This window comes from Mycobacterium sp. (assembly GCF_965229105.1).
In the GTDB taxonomy this organism is placed as follows: domain Bacteria; phylum Actinomycetota; class Actinomycetes; order Mycobacteriales; family Mycobacteriaceae; genus Mycobacterium.
Genome location: NZ_OZ245858.1, coordinates 3,256,985 through 3,276,598 on the forward strand (window position 1 = coordinate 3,256,985; position 19,614 = coordinate 3,276,598).

20 protein-coding genes and 1 pseudogene are annotated in these 19,614 nt (G+C 66.1%); 13 read left to right on the forward strand and 8 right to left on the reverse strand.

Annotation, left to right across the window (positions count from 1 at the left end; translation table 11 throughout):
• Nucleotides 1-88 precede the first annotated feature (88 nt).
• The 4 genes from ctaC to ADBZ9O_RS15230 all read left to right on the forward strand — a co-directional run bounded on the left by ctaC (nt 89) and on the right by ADBZ9O_RS15230 (nt 3,178).
• A complete protein-coding gene (ctaC, locus tag ADBZ9O_RS15215) occupies nt 89-1,093 on the forward strand; it encodes an aa3-type cytochrome oxidase subunit II (RefSeq protein WP_526533180.1) in 1,005 nt (334 codons plus the stop codon).
• A gap of 14 nt (nt 1,094-1,107) precedes the next feature.
• A complete protein-coding gene (gene ctaF / locus ADBZ9O_RS15220; protein ID WP_526532610.1) occupies nt 1,108-1,527 on the forward strand; it encodes an aa3-type cytochrome oxidase subunit IV in 420 nt (139 codons plus the stop codon).
• 188 nt (nt 1,528-1,715) lie between these two features.
• A complete protein-coding gene (locus tag ADBZ9O_RS15225) occupies nt 1,716-2,546 on the forward strand; it encodes an MmpS family transport accessory protein (protein ID WP_526532612.1) in 831 nt (276 codons plus the stop codon).
• Entirely contained in the window at nt 2,546-3,178 is a 633-nt protein-coding gene (locus ADBZ9O_RS15230) for a DUF2561 family protein (RefSeq protein WP_526532614.1), read from the forward strand. Before ADBZ9O_RS15225 ends, ADBZ9O_RS15230 begins: the two co-directional genes overlap by 1 nt.
• A 6-nt stretch (nt 3,179-3,184) precedes the next feature.
• Here the strand turns inward: ADBZ9O_RS15230 and ADBZ9O_RS15235 are convergent, their stop codons facing one another.
• The 6 genes and pseudogenes from ADBZ9O_RS15235 to ctaE form a co-directional block, all read right to left on the reverse strand.
• Complete coding sequence (locus ADBZ9O_RS15235; protein WP_526532616.1) at nt 3,185-3,424, reverse strand: pyridoxine 5'-phosphate oxidase C-terminal domain-containing protein; 240 nt, start codon at nt 3,422-3,424, stop codon at nt 3,185-3,187.
• A gap of 30 nt (nt 3,425-3,454) precedes the next feature.
• Nucleotides 3,455-3,661 (reverse strand): annotated as a pseudogene (locus ADBZ9O_RS15240) (hypothetical protein); the annotation flags it as partial.
• Nucleotides 3,662-3,735: 74 nt separating this feature from the next.
• Nucleotides 3,736-5,409, reverse strand: a complete 1,674-nt coding sequence (gene qcrB, locus ADBZ9O_RS15245) for a cytochrome bc1 complex cytochrome b subunit (RefSeq protein WP_526532618.1) — start codon at nt 5,407-5,409, stop codon at nt 3,736-3,738.
• Nucleotides 5,406-6,578, reverse strand: a complete 1,173-nt coding sequence (gene qcrA, locus ADBZ9O_RS15250; RefSeq protein WP_526532620.1) for a cytochrome bc1 complex Rieske iron-sulfur subunit — start codon at nt 6,576-6,578, stop codon at nt 5,406-5,408. The genes qcrB and qcrA overlap by 4 nt, the downstream gene beginning before the upstream one ends.
• Nucleotides 6,575-7,474, reverse strand: coding sequence for a cytochrome bc1 complex diheme cytochrome c subunit (gene qcrC / locus ADBZ9O_RS15255; RefSeq protein WP_526532622.1), 900 nt, complete (start codon nt 7,472-7,474; stop codon nt 6,575-6,577). Before qcrC ends, qcrA begins: the two co-directional genes overlap by 4 nt.
• On the reverse strand, nt 7,471-8,082 hold the full coding sequence (gene ctaE, locus ADBZ9O_RS15260) for an aa3-type cytochrome oxidase subunit III (RefSeq protein WP_526532624.1): 612 nt from the start codon (nt 8,080-8,082) through the stop codon (nt 7,471-7,473). The genes qcrC and ctaE overlap by 4 nt, the downstream gene beginning before the upstream one ends.
• A 134-nt stretch (nt 8,083-8,216) precedes the next feature.
• Between ctaE and trpD the strand changes: the two genes are divergently transcribed.
• Nucleotides 8,217-9,278: an anthranilate phosphoribosyltransferase gene (gene trpD, locus ADBZ9O_RS15265; protein WP_526532626.1), complete on the forward strand. Its 1,062-nt coding sequence runs from the start codon at nt 8,217-8,219 to the stop codon at nt 9,276-9,278.
• Here trpD and ADBZ9O_RS15270 read toward each other — a convergent pair.
• The gene (locus tag ADBZ9O_RS15270; RefSeq protein WP_526533182.1) at nt 9,262-11,130 is read right to left on the reverse strand and encodes a DEDD exonuclease domain-containing protein; all 1,869 of its coding nucleotides are present in this window, start codon (nt 11,128-11,130) and stop codon (nt 9,262-9,264) included. The two genes, trpD and ADBZ9O_RS15270, sit on opposite strands and share 17 nt — an antisense overlap.
• A 184-nt stretch (nt 11,131-11,314) precedes the next feature.
• Between ADBZ9O_RS15270 and ADBZ9O_RS15275 the strand changes: the two genes are divergently transcribed.
• The 4 genes from ADBZ9O_RS15275 to ADBZ9O_RS15290 all read left to right on the forward strand — a co-directional run bounded on the left by ADBZ9O_RS15275 (nt 11,315) and on the right by ADBZ9O_RS15290 (nt 14,910).
• The gene (locus ADBZ9O_RS15275; protein WP_526532628.1) at nt 11,315-11,548 is read left to right on the forward strand and encodes a hypothetical protein; all 234 of its coding nucleotides are present in this window, start codon (nt 11,315-11,317) and stop codon (nt 11,546-11,548) included.
• A gap of 230 nt (nt 11,549-11,778) precedes the next feature.
• Nucleotides 11,779-12,900 (forward strand): peptidoglycan hydrolase RipC, encoded by a 1,122-nt coding sequence (gene ripC, locus ADBZ9O_RS15280; RefSeq protein WP_526532630.1) that lies wholly within the window; start codon nt 11,779-11,781, stop codon nt 12,898-12,900.
• 85 nt (nt 12,901-12,985) lie between these two features.
• Complete coding sequence (locus ADBZ9O_RS15285) at nt 12,986-13,759, forward strand: eCIS core domain-containing protein (RefSeq protein ID WP_526533184.1); 774 nt, start codon at nt 12,986-12,988, stop codon at nt 13,757-13,759.
• Nucleotides 13,760-13,770: 11 nt separating this feature from the next.
• The gene (locus tag ADBZ9O_RS15290; RefSeq protein ID WP_526532632.1) at nt 13,771-14,910 is read left to right on the forward strand and encodes a glycosyltransferase family 4 protein; all 1,140 of its coding nucleotides are present in this window, start codon (nt 13,771-13,773) and stop codon (nt 14,908-14,910) included.
• A gap of 51 nt (nt 14,911-14,961) precedes the next feature.
• On the opposite strand, the gene ADBZ9O_RS15295 is transcribed toward ADBZ9O_RS15290, so the two are convergent.
• Entirely contained in the window at nt 14,962-16,764 is a 1,803-nt protein-coding gene (locus ADBZ9O_RS15295) for an AMP-dependent synthetase/ligase (RefSeq protein WP_526532634.1), read from the reverse strand.
• A gap of 167 nt (nt 16,765-16,931) precedes the next feature.
• Between ADBZ9O_RS15295 and ADBZ9O_RS15300 the strand changes: the two genes are divergently transcribed.
• The 4 genes from ADBZ9O_RS15300 (at nt 16,932) to ADBZ9O_RS15315 (ending at nt 19,533) form a co-directional block, all read left to right on the forward strand.
• The gene (locus ADBZ9O_RS15300) at nt 16,932-17,321 is read left to right on the forward strand and encodes a polyketide cyclase / dehydrase and lipid transport (RefSeq protein ID WP_526532636.1); all 390 of its coding nucleotides are present in this window, start codon (nt 16,932-16,934) and stop codon (nt 17,319-17,321) included.
• A 114-nt stretch (nt 17,322-17,435) separates the two neighbouring features.
• Nucleotides 17,436-17,870 (forward strand): SRPBCC family protein, encoded by a 435-nt coding sequence (locus ADBZ9O_RS15305; RefSeq protein WP_526532638.1) that lies wholly within the window; start codon nt 17,436-17,438, stop codon nt 17,868-17,870.
• Nucleotides 17,867-19,150 (forward strand): ArsA family ATPase, encoded by a 1,284-nt coding sequence (locus ADBZ9O_RS15310; protein ID WP_526533186.1) that lies wholly within the window; start codon nt 17,867-17,869, stop codon nt 19,148-19,150. Before ADBZ9O_RS15305 ends, ADBZ9O_RS15310 begins: the two co-directional genes overlap by 4 nt.
• A complete protein-coding gene (locus ADBZ9O_RS15315) occupies nt 19,138-19,533 on the forward strand; it encodes a hypothetical protein (protein WP_526532640.1) in 396 nt (131 codons plus the stop codon). Before ADBZ9O_RS15310 ends, ADBZ9O_RS15315 begins: the two co-directional genes overlap by 13 nt.
• The last annotated feature ends 81 nt before the right edge of the window (nt 19,534-19,614 follow it).

The window sequence follows — 19,614 nt, forward strand, 5'->3', positions numbered from 1 at the left end:
ATGCTGGTGAGCACGACCTGACACAGGAGGCGCCGACGTGTTGATCCGCGGGCTTGGCTTTTCCCGAAGCCGTTCTCGTCGGTTCCGGATGGTGGCTCTGGCGGTCACGCTGGGAGCCGCCGCGATGATGCTGAGCGGTTGCAGCTGGTCCGAAGCAGTCGGACTGGGCTGGCCGGAAGGCATCACCCCGGAAGCGCATGCCAACCGCGAGCTGTGGGTGGCATCGCTGATCGCCTCTCTGGTGATCGGCGTGATCGTCTGGGCGCTGATGTTCTGGACATCGGCGTTCCATCGCAAGAAGCCCACCGACACCGAACTTCCCAAGCAGTTCGGCTACAACATGCCGTTGGAGCTGGTGCTCACGGTCGTGCCGTTCCTCATCATCTCGGTGTTGTTCTACTTCACCGTTGTGGTGCAGGAGAAAATGCTGCACAAAGAGCCGAACCCCGAAGTGACCATCGACGTCACCGCCTTCCAGTGGAACTGGAAGTTCGGCTACCAAAGCGTTGACTTCAAAGACGGCACGTTCGACTACGACGGCGCCGACCCGGCCCGTAAAGAGGCGATGCAGTCCAAGCCGGAAGGCACCGACGAGCACGGCGAGGAAATCGTCGGTGCGCTGCACGGCCAGAACCCCGAAGACCGTTCGTACCTGAACTTCGACAAGGTCGAGACGCTCGGGTCCAGTAACGAGATTCCCGTGCTCGTGCTCCCCGCCGGTAAGCGCATCCAGTTCGAGATCGCGTCGGCCGACGTCATCCACGGTTTCTGGGTGCCGGAGTTCCTGTTCAAGCGCGATGTTATGCCGGAGCCGAAGGCTAACCACTCCGATAACGTCTTCCAGATCAGCGAGATCCTGAAAACCGGTGCCTTTGTCGGCCGGTGCACGGAGATGTGCGGCACGTTCCACTCGATGATGAACTTCGAGGTCCGGGTCGTCGAACCCAACGATTTCAAGGCCTATCTGGAGCAGCGGATCGCGGGTAAGACCAACGCCGAGGCGCTGCAGGCGATCAACCAGGAACCGCTGGCTGTCACGACGCACCCGTTCGACACACGTCGGGGACAGCTGGCACCGCAGGCGAGTAAGTAAGGACAGGGCCAACCATGCATATCGAAGCCAGGCTGTTCGAGATCCTCACCGCGTTCTTTGTGTTCGCGGCCGTTCTCTACGCCGTGCTGACTGCGATGTTCCAGCTGGGCGGCGTCGAATGGGCGGGTACCACCGCTCTGGTGCTGACCGCAGGGCTGTCCCTGATCATCGGTACCTTCTTTCGTTTCGTGGCCCGACGCCTGGACACCAGGCCTGAGGACTACGAGGACGCCGAGGTCAGTGATGGTGCCGGCGAGCTGGGCTTCTTCAGCCCGCACAGCTGGTGGCCGGTTCTGATCGCGCTGTCCGCCTCGGTGACCGCCGTCGGTATCGCGTTGTGGCTGATCTGGCTGATCGCTGCCGGCGTCGTCTTCGTGCTCAGCTCGGTGGCGGGTCTGGTTTTCGAGTACTACCTGGCGGCCGAGAAGCACTGACGCGTTCGCACAGCGTCCCGGCCTGAAAAGGTCACAATCATGGCGTCACTTGGCATTGCGTTGGCTGCGCCATATCCGCTTCGCCCGCCCGGTTGGGTAATGTGGCCGAGGCGCGACAGGCAGGTGGAGCACCCCCGGGGGTGCTCACGGGCAGGCCGCGGTGACGTCATCGAGAAGGACAGGCAGAGATGAGCGGGCCTCCAACCCCGAATAAGCCCCCGGGATCGGAACCCGGCGACGAACCCACGCGGGACAGCGGGGGCTCGGACTTTCCCTCGCAGGCATATTCGGCGCCGGAATCGGAGCAGTTCACCAGCGGCCCCTACGTGCCGGCCGACCCGAATCTGTACGACTACGACAGTTACGACTCGACCGACGGCGATGACGACGGTGTCCGACCGCCGCGCTGGCCGTGGGTGGTGGGCGTCACGGCCATCATCGCGGCGATCTCGCTGGTGGTTTCGGTGGCGCTGCTTGTGACCAGTACGGACACCGACAATCTGGCGACGCCTGCGACGACCACGACGACGGCCCCGCCGGTTCAGGACGAGATCACCACCACCACACCGCCGCCTCCGCCACCACCTCCGACCACCGAAGAGCCGCCGCCGCCTCCGCCACCACCGGAGACGGTGACCGTGACACCGGAGCCGCCACCTCCGCCGCCGCCGGTCACCGAGGAAGCGCCGCCACCGGTGACGACCACACCGCCACCTCCGCCACCCCCGACGACGACCACACCGGCCGGACCGCGTCAGGTCACCTATTCGGTGACCGGGACGAAGGCGCCGGGTGACATCATCTCGGTGACGTTCATCGACGCCTCGGGCCGTCAGCGGACCCAGCGCAACGTCTACATTCCCTGGTCGCTGACGGTGACACCCATCTCGAATTCCGATGTCGGCTCGGTGCAGGCTTCCAGCCTGTTCCTGGTCAGCAAGCTCAACTGTTCGATCACGGCCAATGACGGGACAGTCCTGTCGTCCAATACGGGCAACGCCGCGCAAACCAGCTGCTGATGGCAGCACGGGGGAGAAGTTACGTGGACCGACGTGTGCCAAGCCGGTTCGCCGGTTCACCAGAGACCGTCGACCGAATCCTGGTGATTGTGGCGGCTGTGGTCTGGCTGGCGGCCCTCGGTGTGGGCGTCGCTGCCGCTGTCGCGTTGGTCGACCTCGGCAGTGGCCACCCGGTCGGTCCGCCGAAAACCGATAGCGCCCACACGCCGTGGCTGTTGTACGTGGTCATCGGGGTGTCGGCGCTTGTCATCGTGGCGGCCATCCCGCTGCTGCTGCGTGCGAGGAACACTGTCGTGGACGAGCCCGCGCCGTCAGCCCGGCCACAGGCCCGTCTGGCCGTCGATCGCGATCCGCCTGACTACCCGGGGCCCACTCCGGCTCGCGCCCCGGCCAACGTCCTCTCCGTGGGCATGCTGGACCGGATGTGGCTGCGGTGCGGGGTCGGCGTGCTGACCGCGATGGGCGCGGCGATGATCGCCGTCGCCACCGCCACCTACCTGATGGCCGTCGGCAGCGATACCGCTGCCTGGGCCGCCTACATCGTGGCTGCCGTCATCACCGTGGGGATGGCGGCGATCCCGGTGGTCTATCTCCGCCAGTTGCGCGCAGCGCTTGCCCCCGACGCGGGCTGAACTTCGTTACGGCCACAGCAGGCTGTGTGACCAGTTGTCGTCGTGACGCCGATATTCGACACGCACATGGCGGCGCGCAGGATCCGATTGCCAGAACTCGACGGTATCGGCGATGACGGCATAGGACGTCCACTCAGCGGGCACCGTATCGGGCGTCGCGGTCAGCTCGGCGTGGGTGGCGTGCAATGCCGCGTCGAGCTCCGCCGGATCTGAATAGGGCTGACTCTGGCGGCGGGTCAGTGCCATTGCGCGTGAACCTGTTGGGCGCGCACGGAAGTCGTCTTCGGCGACGCTGCGGGGATCCTGTTCGACGTGGCCGGTGACCCGAATCTGCCTACCCAGTTGCGGCCAGTAGAAGGTCAGGGCCGCAACGGGATTCGTGGCGAGCTGCTGGCCCTTGCGGCTGACAGAGCTGACCGCGAAGTGCCAGGTGAAACCACTCGACGAACAGCGCGATCGGATCGGCAGGCACCCGTGCCGTATCGAACGGCGGCCCTGCGCCCGTGAGTACCGGCAGGCCGCGCAGCGTCTCGCGCAGCGCGGATCTGCCGGTTGCTCTAGTGGTGACCGTTATGCCCGTTGGAACCGTTGGAGCCGTTGGAGGAACCGTTGGTGACACCGTGCTCGTCATCTTGGTATTCCTTCAGCGCCGTCAGCGCCCGGTGTTCGGAAGCATGCGCCGCTTCTCGCAACGCCTGATCCTCGGTGACCGGGTCGGCGAACAGGAAGCTGCCCGAACCCGTTGCGCCACCGGAACCGAGCTTGTTCATCTTCTTCGGCACAGCGGCGCCCTGGTACTCCAGCGGAATCGGGTGGCCATGGTCGTCGACCGGACCGATCGGCTGATGCAACTCGATGTAGGCACCGTGCGGCAGGCGCTTGAGGATGCCCGTCTCGATACCGTGCTCGAGCACTGCGCGGTCGCTGCGCTGCAGGCCGACGGCCCACCGGTAGGCGATGAAGTAGACCAGCGGGGGAAGTATCACCATGCCGATGCGCGCGATCCAGGTGGTCGCGTTCAGCGAGATGTGGAACTTCAGCGCGATGATGTCGTTCATGCAGGCGAACGTCAGCAGGATGTAGAACGCGATCGCCATGGCGCCGATCGCGGTGCGCACCGGGGCGTCACGCGGCCGCTGCAACAGGTTGTGGTGCGCGTTATCTCCGGAGAACTTCTTCTCCAGGAAGGGGTAGATGACCAACAGGCCCAAAATGAGGCCCATCAGCACGGCAATCCAGACCGGCTGCGGAATGGTGTAGTTGCCGATGTAGAACTCCCAGGCCGGCCAGATACGGATCAGGCCGTCGGTCCACATCATGTAGAAGTCGGGCTGCGAACCGGCCGAGATCTGTGATGGCTTGTACGGGCCGAGGTCCCAGATCGGGTTGATCTGCAGCAGGCCACCCATCAGGCCGAGGATGCCGACGGTCATGGCGAAGAACGCGCCTGACTTGACGGCGAACACCGGCATGACGCGCACGCCGACGACGTTCTTCTCGGTGCGGCCGGGGCCGGGGAACTGAGTGTGCTTCTGGAACCAGACCAGCGCGAGGTGCATACCGATCAGCGCCAGCATGATGCCGGGGATCAGCAGGATGTGCAGGGCGTAGAGCCGGGGGATGATGATCGTGCCCGGGAAATCGCCGCCGAACAGGGCCCAGTGCATCCAGGTGCCCATCACCGGGATACCCATGGTGATACCGGACAGTGCGGCACGGAGGCCGGTGCCGGACAGCAGGTCGTCGGGCAGCGAGTAGCCGAAGAAGCCCTCGAACATGGCCAGGATCAGCAGCAGCGAGCCGATCACCCAGTTGGCCTCACGCGGCCGGCGGAAGGCGCCGGTGAAGAAGATGCGGGCGAGGTGGACCATGATGGAGGCGGCGAACAGCAGTGCCGCCCAGTGGTGGATCTGCCGGACGAAGAGGCCGCCACGGATCTCGAAGCTGATGTTCAGCGCCGACTCATAGGCTTTCGACATCTCGATACCGCGCAGCGGTTCGTAGACACCGTTGTAGGTGACCTCGGCCATCGAAGGATCGAAGAACAGGGTCAGCCAGACGCCGGTGAGCAGCAGGATCAAGAAGCTGTACAGCGCGATCTCGCCGAGCAGGAACGACCAGTGGGTGGGGAACACCTTGTTGAGCTGCCGTCGCACGGCTGCCGACGGGTGATAACGCGAATCCATGGCATCGCCTTGCTTGCCCATGACTTCGCCGAGGTTTGGACTCATGATGTTTTCCGCTCCCAGAAGGCCGGTCCTACGGGTTCGATGTAGTCGCCGTTGGCGACCAGATAGCCATCCTCATCGATCGTGATGGGCAGCTGCGCCAAGGCGCGGGCCGCCGGGCCGAAGATGGGTTTGGCGAAATGCAGCGCGTCGAACTGTGATTGGTGGCAAGGGCACAGGATGCGGTAGGTCTGCTGTTCGTACAGCGACGACGGGCAGCCCAGGTGCGAGCAGACCTTCGTGTACGCGAAGAGATCGCCGAAGTTGAAGCTCTCCTGGCCTTGCCGCTTGACCACCCGGCTCATGTCCTGTGGCCGGATCCTGATCAGCATGACGGGGTTACGGACGCCCATCATGATGGTGCTCAGCTTTTCGTGGGATTCGACCGTGGTGCCGTCGCCATCGGATTCGCGCCACGGCATGACGGTTTCCATACCGCCTGCGTCGAGATCCTCCGGTCGCATCTTGACGAACGGGGAGTGGCTGTCACCGGTCATGCGCGCCAGGAAGATGGTCTCGCCGGTGAATCGTGGGGTCCAGCCTGAGGTCCACAGCACCGCTTTTTTACCTTCGGCGGTGGGCACCACCGGTTTCCACGGGTTCTTGATCAGGCCGCCGATGAAAGCAACCGCGGTGGCTGCCCCGAAGGCGCCGAGCCCGACGCCCAAGGAGACGCCGATCATCTTGCGGCGCTTGATGGTAGAGGTCTCAAGAGCGTCAGTCAGGTTGGCCGCGACCGTCTTGCGATGCAGCTCGGCAGATGCCCCGTCGTGGCGATCCTGGATGGAGATTTCTTCCGGGATGAACTTCTTCTGGAAGAGCACCGCGCCGATGCCGATCGCCAGGATCGACAGGCCGAAGGTCAGGCCGTAGAGCGGGGTGGCGAGGCTGTAGATGAAGTTGCCGTCGCTGCCGTCGGGTTTGTACTCCCACGGCCAGAACAGAAAGATCAGTAGCAGCGCGAGGCCGCTGACGCCGCCGAGCAGCAGCCACAGCGACACCGACCGGCTGGCGCGCTTCTCGGCCTTGGTGCCCTCGACGGGCCACCGGGATTCCTTGAAAACCGTTTCCACGCCGTCGATCCGGCCACCGAGGGCGACCAGTTCTTCGCGCGACATTGACGCCAACTGCTCGTCGGTGGGGTCCAGATCGTTCCGCTGGTCGCCACTCATGCTCGTGCCCCGATCCACAACGCCACGCCGATGACGGCGACCATTCCAATAATCCACGCCGCCATGCCCTCAGACGTCGGGCCGAAACCGCCGAGGCCATATCCGCCGGGGCTGCGTGCTTCCGCAGCGCCACGGACATAGGCGACGATGTCCTTCTTCTCGTCAGGGGAGAGCTGGCGGTCGGAGAACTTCGGCATGTTCTGCGGGCCGGTCAGCATGGCGGTGAAGATCTGCTGCGGCTCCGCGGTACCGAGATCCGGTGCGTATTTACCCGACGACAGTGCGCCGCCCTTACCGGTGAAGTTGTGGCACGAGGCGCAGTTCAACCGGAACAGGTCGGCGCCGCGCGCGACGTTGTTGCCGAGCAGTGAGTCCTGTGCGAGCTGGCCGTTCTCGTCGCGGACCACCGTCGGGCCGCCGCCGTTGGCCTGCACGTAGGCGCCGAGCGCGTCGATCTGCGCTTCGTCGAAGTTGGGCGCCTTCTGCGGGGCCTGCGAGTTGAGGCTCATCGCGGGCATGCGGCCGGTGGACACCTGGAAGTAGACGGCCGCCTCGCCGACCCCGACCAGGGAAGGCCCGCGCTGATCCACACCCTGCAGGTTCGCGCCGTGGCAGGTGATGCATGCCGTCTCATAGAGCTGCTTACCGTTGCGCAGCAGGGCAGACGCGGATTCGTCGGCCACCGCCACCTGCGGTCGCGGGGTCAGGATTGCGGCGAGGCCACCAGCCATAGCCAGTGCTATCAGCAATAGCAGCCCACCGGAAAGTCGGCGGCGCAGTCGGCGGCGTTGACGGGGGGACCGGTCACCGTTGGCCGATCGGGTCAACCGCGAGATCTTCAACCCGGCACTCCTGTTCTGAAGTTTCTTCGAACCTATCGGGGACTGCTTGCTCATCGGACGAAATAGATGGTGGCGAACAGTGCGATCCACACAATGTCGACGAAGTGCCAGTAGTACGACACGACGATCGCGGCGGTGGCCTGAGCGGGGGTGAACTTGGCCATCGTGGTTCGGGCGAGCAAGTACACGAAGGCGATCAGGCCGCCGATGACGTGCAGCCCGTGGAAACCGGTCGCCAGGTAGAAGACGGTGCCGTAGGCGCTGCCGGGGATGGTGGTGCCGTGCTCGACCAGGTGCATGTATTCATAGCCCTGGCCACCGACGAAGAAGGCGCCCATCACCAAGGTGAGCAGATACCAGCGGCGCAGCCCGTAGACATCGCCGCGCTCCGCCGCGAACACACCCATCTGACAGGTGAACGACGAGGCGATCAGCACCAGCGTGACCGGTACCGCGAGAGCCAGATTCAGCTCCGTCGGTGCCGGTGGCCAGTCGCCACCCGCCTGGGCGCGCGCAGTGAAATACATCGCAAACAGTCCAGCAAAGAACATCAACTCACTGGAAAGCCACACGATGGTGCCAACACTGACCATATTTGGTCTGTTCAGCGAATGTACGCGCGACGTGATTGCCGTTCCCGAGGTCCCTACAGCGCTCGTCACACATGAAGTATGACGCTTTGTAGTTGTCGAACTCCACCCGGGGAGGCAATTGGTAAGAAGTGTCGGGTTTCTTACCTGGCTCCGGCTTGCCTCCCCCCGTCGGAGGCCCGCACGCGACGTGGGAAAATCGGCCGGTGAGCGAGTCTTCCCCAACCACTACATGGCCGCGGATTCTGGGCCGCCTGACCGAACGGCAGCCGTTGGCGCCCGGTGAGGCGGCGTGGTCGATGGACCAGATCATGTCCGGTGCCGCGACGCCGGCGCAGATCGCCGCCTTCGGGGTCGCGATGAAGATGAAGCGGCCGACGGCTTCGGAAGTCAGTGAGTTGGCCGACACCATGCTCAAGCATGCCCGCCGCGTGCCCACGGAGGTGATCGGCACCGACACCGTCGACATCGTCGGAACCGGTGGCGACGGTGCCAACACGGTCAACCTGTCGACGATGGCCGCCATCGTGGTGGCCGCCAGCGGCGTACCGGTGGTCAAACACGGCAACCGGGCGGCGTCGTCGTTGTCGGGCGGAGCCGACACTCTCGAGGCGCTGGGAGTGCGGATCGATCTCGGTCCCGACGAGGTGGCGCGCTGCGTCGCCGAAATCGGTATCGGGTTCTGTTTTGCACCCCAGTTCCATCCGTCGTACCGGCACGCCGGGGTGGCCCGTCGCGAGATCGGCGTCCCCACGGTCTTCAACCTGCTTGGGCCACTGACGAACCCCGCCTCGCCGCGGGCCGGGCTGATCGGCTGCGCATTCGGCGACCTCGCCGAGGTGATGGCCGGAGTCTTCGCGGCGCGCCGGTGCAGTGTGTTGGTGGTGCACGGCGACGACGGGCTCGACGAGCTGACCACCACGACGACGTCGACGATCTGGCGGGTGCAGGCCGGCACCATCGACCGCCTGACCTTCGACCCGGCCGGCTTCGGATTCGCCAGAGCTCAGCTTTCCGAGCTCCTCGGTGGCGATGCCGAAAGCAATGCCGCCGAAGCGCGTGCGGTATTCGGTGGTGCGACGGGGCCGGTGCGCGACGCGGTGATCCTCAACGCCGCGGGTGCCATGGTGGCCCATGCGGGGCTGACGAGTAATGCGGAATGGTTGCCGTCCTGGGAGTCCGGCCTGGCCCGGGCTGCGCAGGCCATCGATTCAGGCGCAGCCGAACAGCTGCTGGCCAAGTGGGCTCAGTTCACCCTGAAACTCTGACCCGCCGATTGGGGATCGGAGTCCGGGCGGGGTGCACAAGGTCGTCGTAACCGGCACCGCGCTCGGGGGTGAGTTGTTCGGCGGCCATCCGCGCCGAGCGGGCTGCGGCCGACCAGCTGGCCCACCGGCCCGCCGAGTGCGCCGGCGACGCCCACCCGTCGCTGGTGCGGACAATCCGGGTGCCAGGCGTGGCCAGCCAGCGGGCGATCAGTCCGGTCTCCTCGACGAGCGCGCCGCCCAGTGGTGCCGGTTCGGCCAGGATGGTCTGGGCCCCGGCGCAGATGGCGTCCACCACCGGCATCGGTGGCACCCCTTTGCGGGCCGTCCCTGCGGCGGCCAGTTGACCGTGCCGGATTACCGCGAGATGCCAGCCGCCGTGGCCGTCCGGTTGCGCGGCGACCAGTTCAGACACTGTGACCAGCGCACGCAGGCGTTGGCCGCGCCATAGCGCGTCGACGGCCGCGGCCGTGTGGTCCCGCAGCCTGGCCGCGCTCTCGAAGTGTCCACGCTCGGCCAGGGTCGCGATCTGCGCGACCGCCGCCGCCAGTGCTGGATTCTCGCCGCCCTCGATGACCTGGGCGGCTCGTCCTGCGGTGGCGGCGTACTCAGCGGCGGTGGTGTCGCGGCCGGCCGGGCACGGTGACACCTCTCGCTGCGGGCAGGACGGCCCGTGCAGCGCGGAAGCGCCCAGGCGGGAGGTGCAGGTGCGCAGGCCGGTGAAGCGGGCCAGCAGCGCGGCCGTCTCGGCCGCGTCGGCGCGGGCGCGGAATGGGCCGATGCACCGATCGTGGCGCGGGCGCCGCACGACGACGAAGCGGGGGAAGGCCTCATCGGATAACGCCACCCACCACCATCGGTGCGGGAATTTCGAGCGCCGGTTGTATGGCGGCGCGTGCGCGGCCAGCAGTCGCAGCTCGCGGACGCCCGCTTCGAGGGCATGGGCGCACACCACATGGTCGACGCCGATGGCCAGTGCCACCATCTCCCGCATCCGACCACGCGGGTCGGCACCATTGAAGTACTGCCCGACGCGACGGCGCAGATCGACGGCGGTGCCGACGTAGAGCACCTCACTCGAAGGCCCGCGGAACAGATAGACCCCCGGTTGCTGTGGGAGCCCCTCGGCGTACACCCGCTTACGGCGTTGGACCGGTGTCACGTTGGGCAGGTAGGACCGCAGTTGGGTGTAGGTGCCGATGCCCTGGTTGCCGACGCGCTCGATCAGGGCATGCAGCACATCGACGGTGGCCTTGGCGTCGTCGAGGGCGCGGTGGGTGGGCGTGCAGGAAGCATTGAAGATCCGCGCCAGCTCCGAAAGCCGGACGCTGGGCGCTTCCTCACGGGTCAGGACCCGGCGCGCCAGCCGCACAGTGCACAACACCGGCGGCCGCGGCCAGGCCAGATCGCACTGCGCCGCGGCGGCCTTGAGGAAACCGATATCGAAGCCCGCGTTGTGCGCCACCAGCACCGCACCGCGGGCGAACTCCAGGAACATCGGCATGACCGAGGCGATGGTCGGGGCGTCGCGGACCATCGCGGTGGTGATGCCCGTCAGCTGCACAATCTGCGGCGGGATGGCGCGACCGGGGTCAACCAGGGTGCCGAATTCGCCGAGCACCACCCCGCCGCGCACCTTGACCGCACCGATCTCGGTGATGGCGTCACAGCTCTCGCCCGGGTTCTTGGCGCTGGCGCGGCCGCCGGTGGTCTCCAGGTCGACGACGACGAAGGTGATCTCACGCAGCGACAGATCTGCAGTCGCATGAAAATCGGAGCTGTCCACATCGGCGAAGCTCAGTTGCGCGCCGCCCGATACGTCCACGGCGCCGACGTTAAGCAGTGGCACCGACAAACCCCGCCAGGTGCGATCGGACGCGCCGGGCCGGGCCGAATTCCGATAAATCGGACCAACTTTCTCTAAGAGTTCCCAGTGGGTGGACGCCACGCCGACACCGACGAACTTGTCAGTGGCCACCTCTAGCGTTGCGAACAGGGGAAATCGACATCGACTGAAACACGGCGAAAGAGGCAGCGAGATGGGACCGAGAGATCGTCCGGACGATAACGGTGAGCCGGTCACCATTGATTGTGATGACTGTGCGGTACGCGGTCTCGGTTGTCGCGAGTGCGTGGTCAGCGTGTTACTAGGTGTTCCTGATACGTTGCTGGCAGACGAGCGAGCGGCATTGGAGATACTTGCTGACGCAGGGATGGCGCCGCGGCTGCGGTTGGTGCCGATTCATCGGGACCGAAAGCCGGGGGTTGCCTGAGAGTCTGGGGTCGTTGCGCGCGACGGCTCACGAGAACTGTTAAGTTTGCGTCTCTTGTTGGACAACGCCGATGCTGTTTCGTAACCTATCTGAGACCTAAGGCGGTTCGACGGCGACGCAGCAGCGGCCCGGCGAAGGCAGTTTAAGGACAAGCAATCTTGAGGCCCAACGGCGTAGACCGGATCAAACGCGGTGTTAAACGACCCGTTTTCGGATTGATAGCCGTGCTGATGCTGATCAGTAGTCTGCTGGCGTCGGGTGTGCACGCCGATCCCGCCGACGATGCGTTGGCAAAGCTCAACGAATTGTCGCGGCAGGCAGAACAGACCACTGAGGCCATGCACAGCGCGCAGCTCGACCTGAGCAACAAGCTGGAAGCGCAGGCGGCAGCGGAGCGCAAACATACCGACGATCTGGCCGCTGCCGACACATCACGTGCGCAGCTGGCAACCTTTCAAGCGGGTGTGGATAAGTTTGCCGCGGCGATGTACATGGGTGGCAGAACCGATGGGCTCAACGCCATGCTCACCGCTGAGTCGCCGCAGGGTCTGATCGACAAACTGGCGGTCCAGCGGGTGATGGCCACCGAGATGTCAGCGCAGATGGCCAACTACAAGACGGTCAGCGCGCAGGCCGCCGCCGCAGAGGCCGCGTCGGGTGCATCCGCCGCCGAAGCCAAGACCGCCGCCGAACAGGCCGCCGCCGTGCGCGCTGATCTGCAATCCAAGCAGAGCAAGCTCCAGCTACAGATCGCCGTCGTCAAATCGCAGTACATGGCGCTGACGCCGACCCAGCGGGTCGCGCTCGCCGCACCGGCACCGGTACCGCCGCCGGAGGCGCTGCCGCCCGGCCCCGACGTCCTTGCCGGCGGACCCCTGCCTGGCCTACCGCCGGACGCACTCCCACCTGATGCCCCTCTGCCACCCGAAGGTCTGCCGCCGGCCCCAGAAGGGGTACCGCCGGGTGATCTCGCACCACCGGAGGGCGCTCTTGCTCCCGGCACTGGCGAGGGTGCGATCGCGGTCCAGGCCGCACTCACCCGGGTCGGCTCGCCGTACTCGTGGGGGGCCGGCGGTCCGAGCGCCTTTGACTGCTCCGGACTGGTGATGTGGTCCTTCCAGCAGGCCGGTATCTCACTGCCGCACTCCAGCCAGGCGCTGGCTGCGGGTGGACAGCCGGTGTCGCGTGATGACCTGCAGCCCGGCGACGTGATCAACTTCTACTCCGACGCCTCACACACCGGTATCTATGTCGGCGACGGCATGGTGGTGCACGCGTCGACCTTCGGACAGCCGGTCAAGGTGGTGCCGCTTGACGGCGCCGGCCCGTTCTACAACGCACGTCGTTACTGACGATCCTCCGCGCGGTCGCCGCCGCTGGCCGGTTCTGCTGGCGGTGGTGCTGCTCGTCGTTGCTCTGATTGTCGGCGTTCGTCTGCTGACGGCCACCCCAGAAACACCAGGGCCTGCCAGCACCTCAGCGGCGGTGGCTCCGTCCGCGCCTTTGGTGGTGGGGGATGACCGCACGGTCACCATGATCAGTCTCGGCGGCGCGCGCACCGACGCGTTGCTGACCCGGGTCGGTGCCGATATCGGTGCCGCTGTCACCGCCGTCGAAGCCTTCTGGGGGACCGACTGGTCGCATGAGATCCTCGTCGTCGCGACCGGCTCCGAAAGTGAATTCATCGCGCAGGCGGGCCGGGGGAGCGCCGCCGGCGCCGATATCGCCGCGGTTGCGGTTGCCGACCAGGTGGACCCGGCCCGTGGCCTGGCGATCGGCCAACGGATCGTCCTGGCCCCCGGTGCGAGTCAGATGAGCGCTCCCGCATTGCGAATTGTGTTGGGACATGAGCTTTTTCATTACGCTAGCCGGGCGCAGACCGCGCTGGACGCGCCCCGCTGGCTGACCGAGGGAGTCGCTGATTACCTCGGCCGCCCTGCCACCGCCCTGCCAGTCGGTGGCGAGCTGCCGACCGCGCTGCCCTCGGACGCCGACTTTGCCACCGATGGCCCGCAACTGTCGCAGGCTTACGACCGGGCGTGGCTGTTCGCCCGCTTCGTGGCCGACTCCTACGGTGCGCCGACCCTGCGTGAGCTGTATCAGCGGGCGTGCGGCCCCGGCCACCCCGATGTGCCGACGGCTCTGCAGGACACCCTTAATGCCACGCCAGAACAGGTGCTGGCTCGCTGGCGGCAGTGGCTCAGCGGCTAGCCTTACCCTCGATGACCCGAGTCTTGCTCGTCACCAACGACTTTCCACCCCGCAGCGGCGGTATCCAGTCGTATCTGGAGGAGTTCGTCACCAGGTTGGCCGCGATGGGCAGCCACGAGCTGACGGTGTATGCGCCGCGCTGGAAGGGTGCTGAGGCGTACGACGTTGAAGCCGCGGCGGCCGGGTTCGACGTGGTCCGGCATCCCGGGACGCTGATGGTGCCCGAGCCGACGGTGGATGCGCGGATGCGCCGACTGATCAAGAGCCGGGAGATCGAGACGGTGTGGTTTGGGGCGGCCGCTCCGCTGGCGCTGCTGGCGCCGCGGGCCCGCCAGGCCGGGGCCACCCGGGTGGTAGCCAGCACCCACGGTCATGAAGTCGGCTGGTCGATGCTGCCGGTGGCCCGCTCAGCGCTGCGCCGGATCGGCGAGGGCACCGACACGGTCACCTTTGTCAGCCGCTACACCCGCGGTCGCTTCGCATCGGCGTTCGGTCGCAACGCCGCCCTGGAGCATCTGCCGCCGGGGGTGGACACCGACCGGTTCCACCCCGATCCGGCCGCGCGGGCCGAACTGCGGCGCCGCTACGGCCTCGGCGAGCGGCCGACCGTGGTGTGTCTGTCGCGACTGGTCCCGCGTAAAGGCCAGGACATGCTGATCCGGGCGCTACCCGAGATCCGTCGACGGGTACCGGGCGCTGCGCTGGTCATCGTCGGGGGTGGCCCGTACCTGGGCACCTTGCGCACCCTGGCGCTCCAGCACGGCGTGGCCGATGACGTGGTGTTCACCGAAGGCGTACCCGCCGCCGAACTGCCCGCTCATCACGCACTGGGCGATGTCTTCGCGATGCCGTGCCGGACCAGGGGAGCCGGCCTGGACGTCGAAGGGCTTGGGATCGTTTTCCTGGAAGCGTCGGCCAGCGGCGTGCCTGTTGTCGCAGGTGATTCCGGCGGGGCACCAGAAACGGTCCTGGACGGCCAAACCGGCCGCATCGTGAACGGCCGCAAGCTGGAACAGATCACCGACGCCGTCAGTGAACTACTGGCCGACCCCGACCGGGCCGCGCAACTCGGTGCCCGCGGACGCGACTGGGTCACCGAGCACTGGCGCTGGGACGATATGGCCGCTCGATTGTCCGGCTTGCTGGGTTGAATTGCGCCACTCCTGCGCCCCTCGTTCCTCGGCGCTCGTCGTGACGCTGGGCTAGTCCTTGGAGTAAATGGCGTCGATATCGTCGGCGAACTTCTCGGCGACGACCTTGCGCTTGACCTTCATCGTCGGGGTGAGTTCGCCGGTGTCCTCGGTGAAATCGACCGGCAGGATGCGGAACTTCCGGATCGACTCGGCGTGCGAGACGATCTGGTTGGCCGCCTTGACCGCGACGTCCACCTCGGCGTTGAGGTCCGGATCCTTGGCCAGGTCACCAACACTGGCGCCGGCACTTTTACCGTTGCGCTGTTTCCAGCCCTCGAACGCTTCGGGATCGATGGTGATCAGCGCGCCGATGAACGGCTGGTTATCGCCGACGACCATGGCCTGGCTGATCAACGGGTGCGACCGCAGCTGGTCTTCGAGTACTGCGGGCGCGACGTTCTTGCCGCCCGCGGTCACGATGAGTTCCTTCTTGCGGCCCACGATCTTGAGGAAACCGTCCTCGTCGACCGCGCCCAGGTCGCCGGTGTGGAACCAGCCGTCTTCGATGGCCTCATTGGTGGCCTGCTCGTTATGCCAGTATCCGGCGAACACCACGCCGCCCTGGACCAGCAGCTCGCCGTCCTCGGCGATGCGCATACTGTTGCCGGGCAACAGCTTTCCGACGCTGCCGACCTTCATATCGCCCACCCGGTTGACGGTGATGGCCGCACTGGTCTCGGTCAGGCCGTAGCCCTCGTAGATATTGAGCCCGACGCCGCGGTAGAAGTGGCACAGTCGGGCGCCCAGCGGTGCACCGCCCGAGATCGAGGCGCGGCAGTTGCCACCGAGGGCGGCGCGCAGCTTGGTGTAGACCAACCTGTCGAACACGGCGTGCTTGGCGCGCAGCAGCAGAGACGGCCCGCCGGTGTCTTGCGCCTCGCTCCACTCGATGGCCGCCTTCGCTGCGATCGCAAAGATCTTGCCTTTACCGTCGTTGGCCGCATTCTGTTCGGCGGTGTTGTAGACCTTTTCGAAGACTCGCGGTACCGACACCACCAGCGTCGGCTTGAACACCGAGAACATCGGCACCAGATTCTTGATGTCGCTGGTGAACCCGACGGTGACTTTGTTCTGGAAGGCTGCGATCGTGATCGCCCTGGCCAGCACATGCGCCAGCGGTAAGAACACCAGCAGGCGTTCGCCCTTCTGCAGCAGCGTCGGGCAGGACGCCTTCGCGCCGCGTGTCTCATAGATCAGATTCGAGTGCGTGAGCTCGCAGCCCTTGGGGCGGCCGGTGGTACCGGAGGTGTAGATCAGCGTGGCCGGGTCAGCCGAGCGCAGGGCCGCGACCCGGGTGGCGTACTCCTGCGGATCCGCCGATGCACCCTCTTCGGCGAGCTGGTCGAGCGCCTTGGGTCCCGAACCGTCGATATGGAATACGCGGCGCAGCTCGGGCAGCTCGCCGATCAGCTCGGCGACCAGGGTGGCGTGCGCGTCGGTTTCAGCGAACAGCAGCACCGCCCCGGAGTCCGCCAGGACCCAGCGGACCTGTTCGGCCGAGCTGGTCTCATAGATCGGCACCGTCAAGGCGCCGACGGACAGGATGGCGAAATCGAGGATCGCCCACTCGTACCTGGTAGCGCTGAGGATGGCCACGCGGTCCCCGGGCGCCACGCCCTGGGAGATCAAACCCAATGCCGCAGAACGAATTTGAGCTGCCGCCTGGGCAGCGGTGACATCGGTCCACGCGCCGTCGACCAGGCGCTGGTAGATCACGAAATCGGGATCGTCGCGCTCATGGTCGAACACGGCGGCAACGACGGTGTCATTCTCTTCCACCGGAAACGATGCGGGAACACTCAACTCACGCAATTGTCAGACCTCTCCACAGGTGGCGGGCCGCTACTGGTGGCTGGCCGCAGGTGCTGGCCACAGGTGGCCGTGTAGCCAGCCTAGTCGGCACAACGGGCGGTATGTGAGCGGCTTCACTGTTCCGGCATGGCTGTCGACGGGGGAGGCCGATATGTGAAGCTATGGCGATGAACAGCATCCAGGTGGCCGACGAGACATTCGTCGCGGTGGATGGCGCAACGGTGGGGGCGGCTATCTCGCAGGAAGCCCGCTGGCGTCGGTGGTGGCCAGATCTGCGACTGCATGTCGTCGAGCAACGCGGCGAGGCGGGCATCCGGTGGACGGTCACCGGCGCGCTGACGGGCACCATGGAGATTTGGCTGGAGCCGATGCTCGACGGCGTCATCCTGCACTATTTCCTGCACGCTGAGCCCTCCGGTGCCGCGGCCTGGGAATTGGCCAAGATGAATCTGGTCAAGATGACCCATAGCCGCAGGGTGGCCGGCAAGCGGATGGCCTTCGAGATCAAGACCGAACTCGAACGGTCGCGCCCCGTCGGTGTGGCACCACAGCCCTGATACACCGGTGGTGAAGTTTCGGGCAGGGTAGCGTTTCACCGGAGGGCGATGAACTTTTGCCGGCTCCGCGAATACGGCTCGGAATAGGCTCGGAATAGGTAGGACAACGATCAGGTGGCAGACAAAACCGCGCAGACCATCTTCATCGATGCGGACCCGAAAACGGTGATGGACGTCATCGCCGATATTGGGTCCTACCCCGAGTGGGTCAAGGAGTACAAGGAGACCGAGGTCCTGGAGGCCGACGCCACCGGTCTGCCGAAGACCGCCAGGCTGGTGCTGGACGCGGCCGTGCTCAAGGACACGATGGTGCTGGCCTACCAGTGGCCGAACGACCGCACCTCAGTGCAGTGGTCCCTGGTGTCGAGTTCTCTGCTCAAGGCGCTGGACGGGGCATATCGGTTGGCGCCCAAGGGATCTGGTACCGATGTCACCTATGAGCTCGCGGTCGACCTGATGATCCCGATGATCGGGCTGCTCAAGCGCAAGGCCGAGCGTCGGTTGACAGATACCGCGCTGAAAGATCTGAAGAAACGAGTCGAGGGCTGACGGAGTCCAGCGAGGCCGGCACTGCTGGCCGGGCCCGGATCAGCCTGTTTGTCGGCAAGGGCGGGGTCGGTAAGTCGACGCTGGCTGCGGCCACCGCGGTGCGCGACGCTTCGGCGGGGCAGCGGGTGCTGGCTGTCTCCACCGACCAGGCCCATTCCCTGGGTGATGTGTTCGGGATGGCGGTGCCGCCGACCGGGCAGCGGTCGCCGGTGCGGGTGCTCACCGATGTCAACGCCGGCGCTGACGCGCTCAACACCGGCGGCTTCCTTGATGCTCTCGCCCTGGACACCCTGGAACTTCTGGAGACGCGGTGGCGCGAAATCGCCCAGCCGCTGGGTGAACGGTTCCCGCAGTCAGAGCTGGGTAGTGTTGCGCCAGAGGAACTTTCGGCAGTTCCGGGGATTCAGGAAGTGCTGGGCCTGCACGAGGTGGGTGAGCTGGCCGCGTCGGGGCGCTGGGACCACATCGTGGTGGACTGCGCATCCACCGCAGATGCCCTGCGCATGCTGACCCTGCCCTCGACCTTCGGTCTGTATCTGGAGCGGGCCTGGCCGCGGCACCGTCGGCTCAGCACCGGCGCCGACGGGCCTTCCCTGGCCATCGTCGACCTTATCGAGCGCATCACCGCCGGGGTCGAGCAACTGTCCACCTTGTTGACCGACGGCACCGCGGTCAGTGCGCATCTGGTGCTGACCGCCGAGCGGGTGGTAGCCGCCGAGGCGGTCCGCACGTTGGGTGCGTTGGCGCTGATGGGTGTGAGTGTCAATCAGCTCATCGTCAATCAGGTTCTCGTACAAGACGATTCTTACGAATATCGCAACCTGCCCGATCACCCGGCCTTCGACTGGTACGCAGAACGCATCGCCGAACAGCGCACCGTACTCGACGAACTGGCCTCGACCATCGGGGACGTCGAACTCGTGCTGGCTCCGCACCTGGCCTGCGAACCGATCGGCGCAAAGGCGCTGCATCAGCTGCTCGACCACGTCATCCGCAGGGACGGGTCGCCGCCACCGGGGCCGTTGCGGCCGGTCGTCGATCTGGAGTCCGGGTCGGGGCTGGGATCGGTCTATCGGATGCAGCTACAGTTGCCCCAGGTCGATGCTGGCTCACTGACTCTGGGTCGCGTCGACGATGACCTGATCATCGGTGTGGGAGGGATGCGGCGTCGAGTTCGCCTGGCGTCCGTTCTGCGCCGGTGCATCGTGCTCGACGCGCAGCTCAAGGGCGCCGAACTAACCGTACGTTTTCGACCGAATCCGGAGGTGTGGCCCGCGTGAGTGGCTCCAGCACCCACGGCGACCTGGGTCCAGAGCTGCGACAGTTGGCGCAGGCCATCCTGGACCGGATCGACCCGGCAATACGCGGCGCGGCCGCGATGGCCGCGGCGCGGTCAGGGGGTGAGCCAGGCAAATGCCAACAGGTTTGGTGCCCCGTCTGTGCGTTGGCGGCGGTGGTGACGGGGGAGGAACACCCGCTGCTCACCATCATCGGCGAGCACAGCGTCGCGTTGCTGACCGTCATCCGCATGATGGTCGACGATTCCCCCACGGACCCGCCCAACCCCACACCGGAGCCCCCGGAGTCGGCGGACGCAGCGGGCCCGACGACTGCGACGAGCCGGTACCAGCCGATCACCGTCACCGTCACCGACGAGGAGTAACCGCAGCTGTGGTCCCATCCACACCCGGTGGGTAAAGTTGGCGCAGAGCACTGGCTGGTGCGCCCTGAAGTGGGAGGGTCC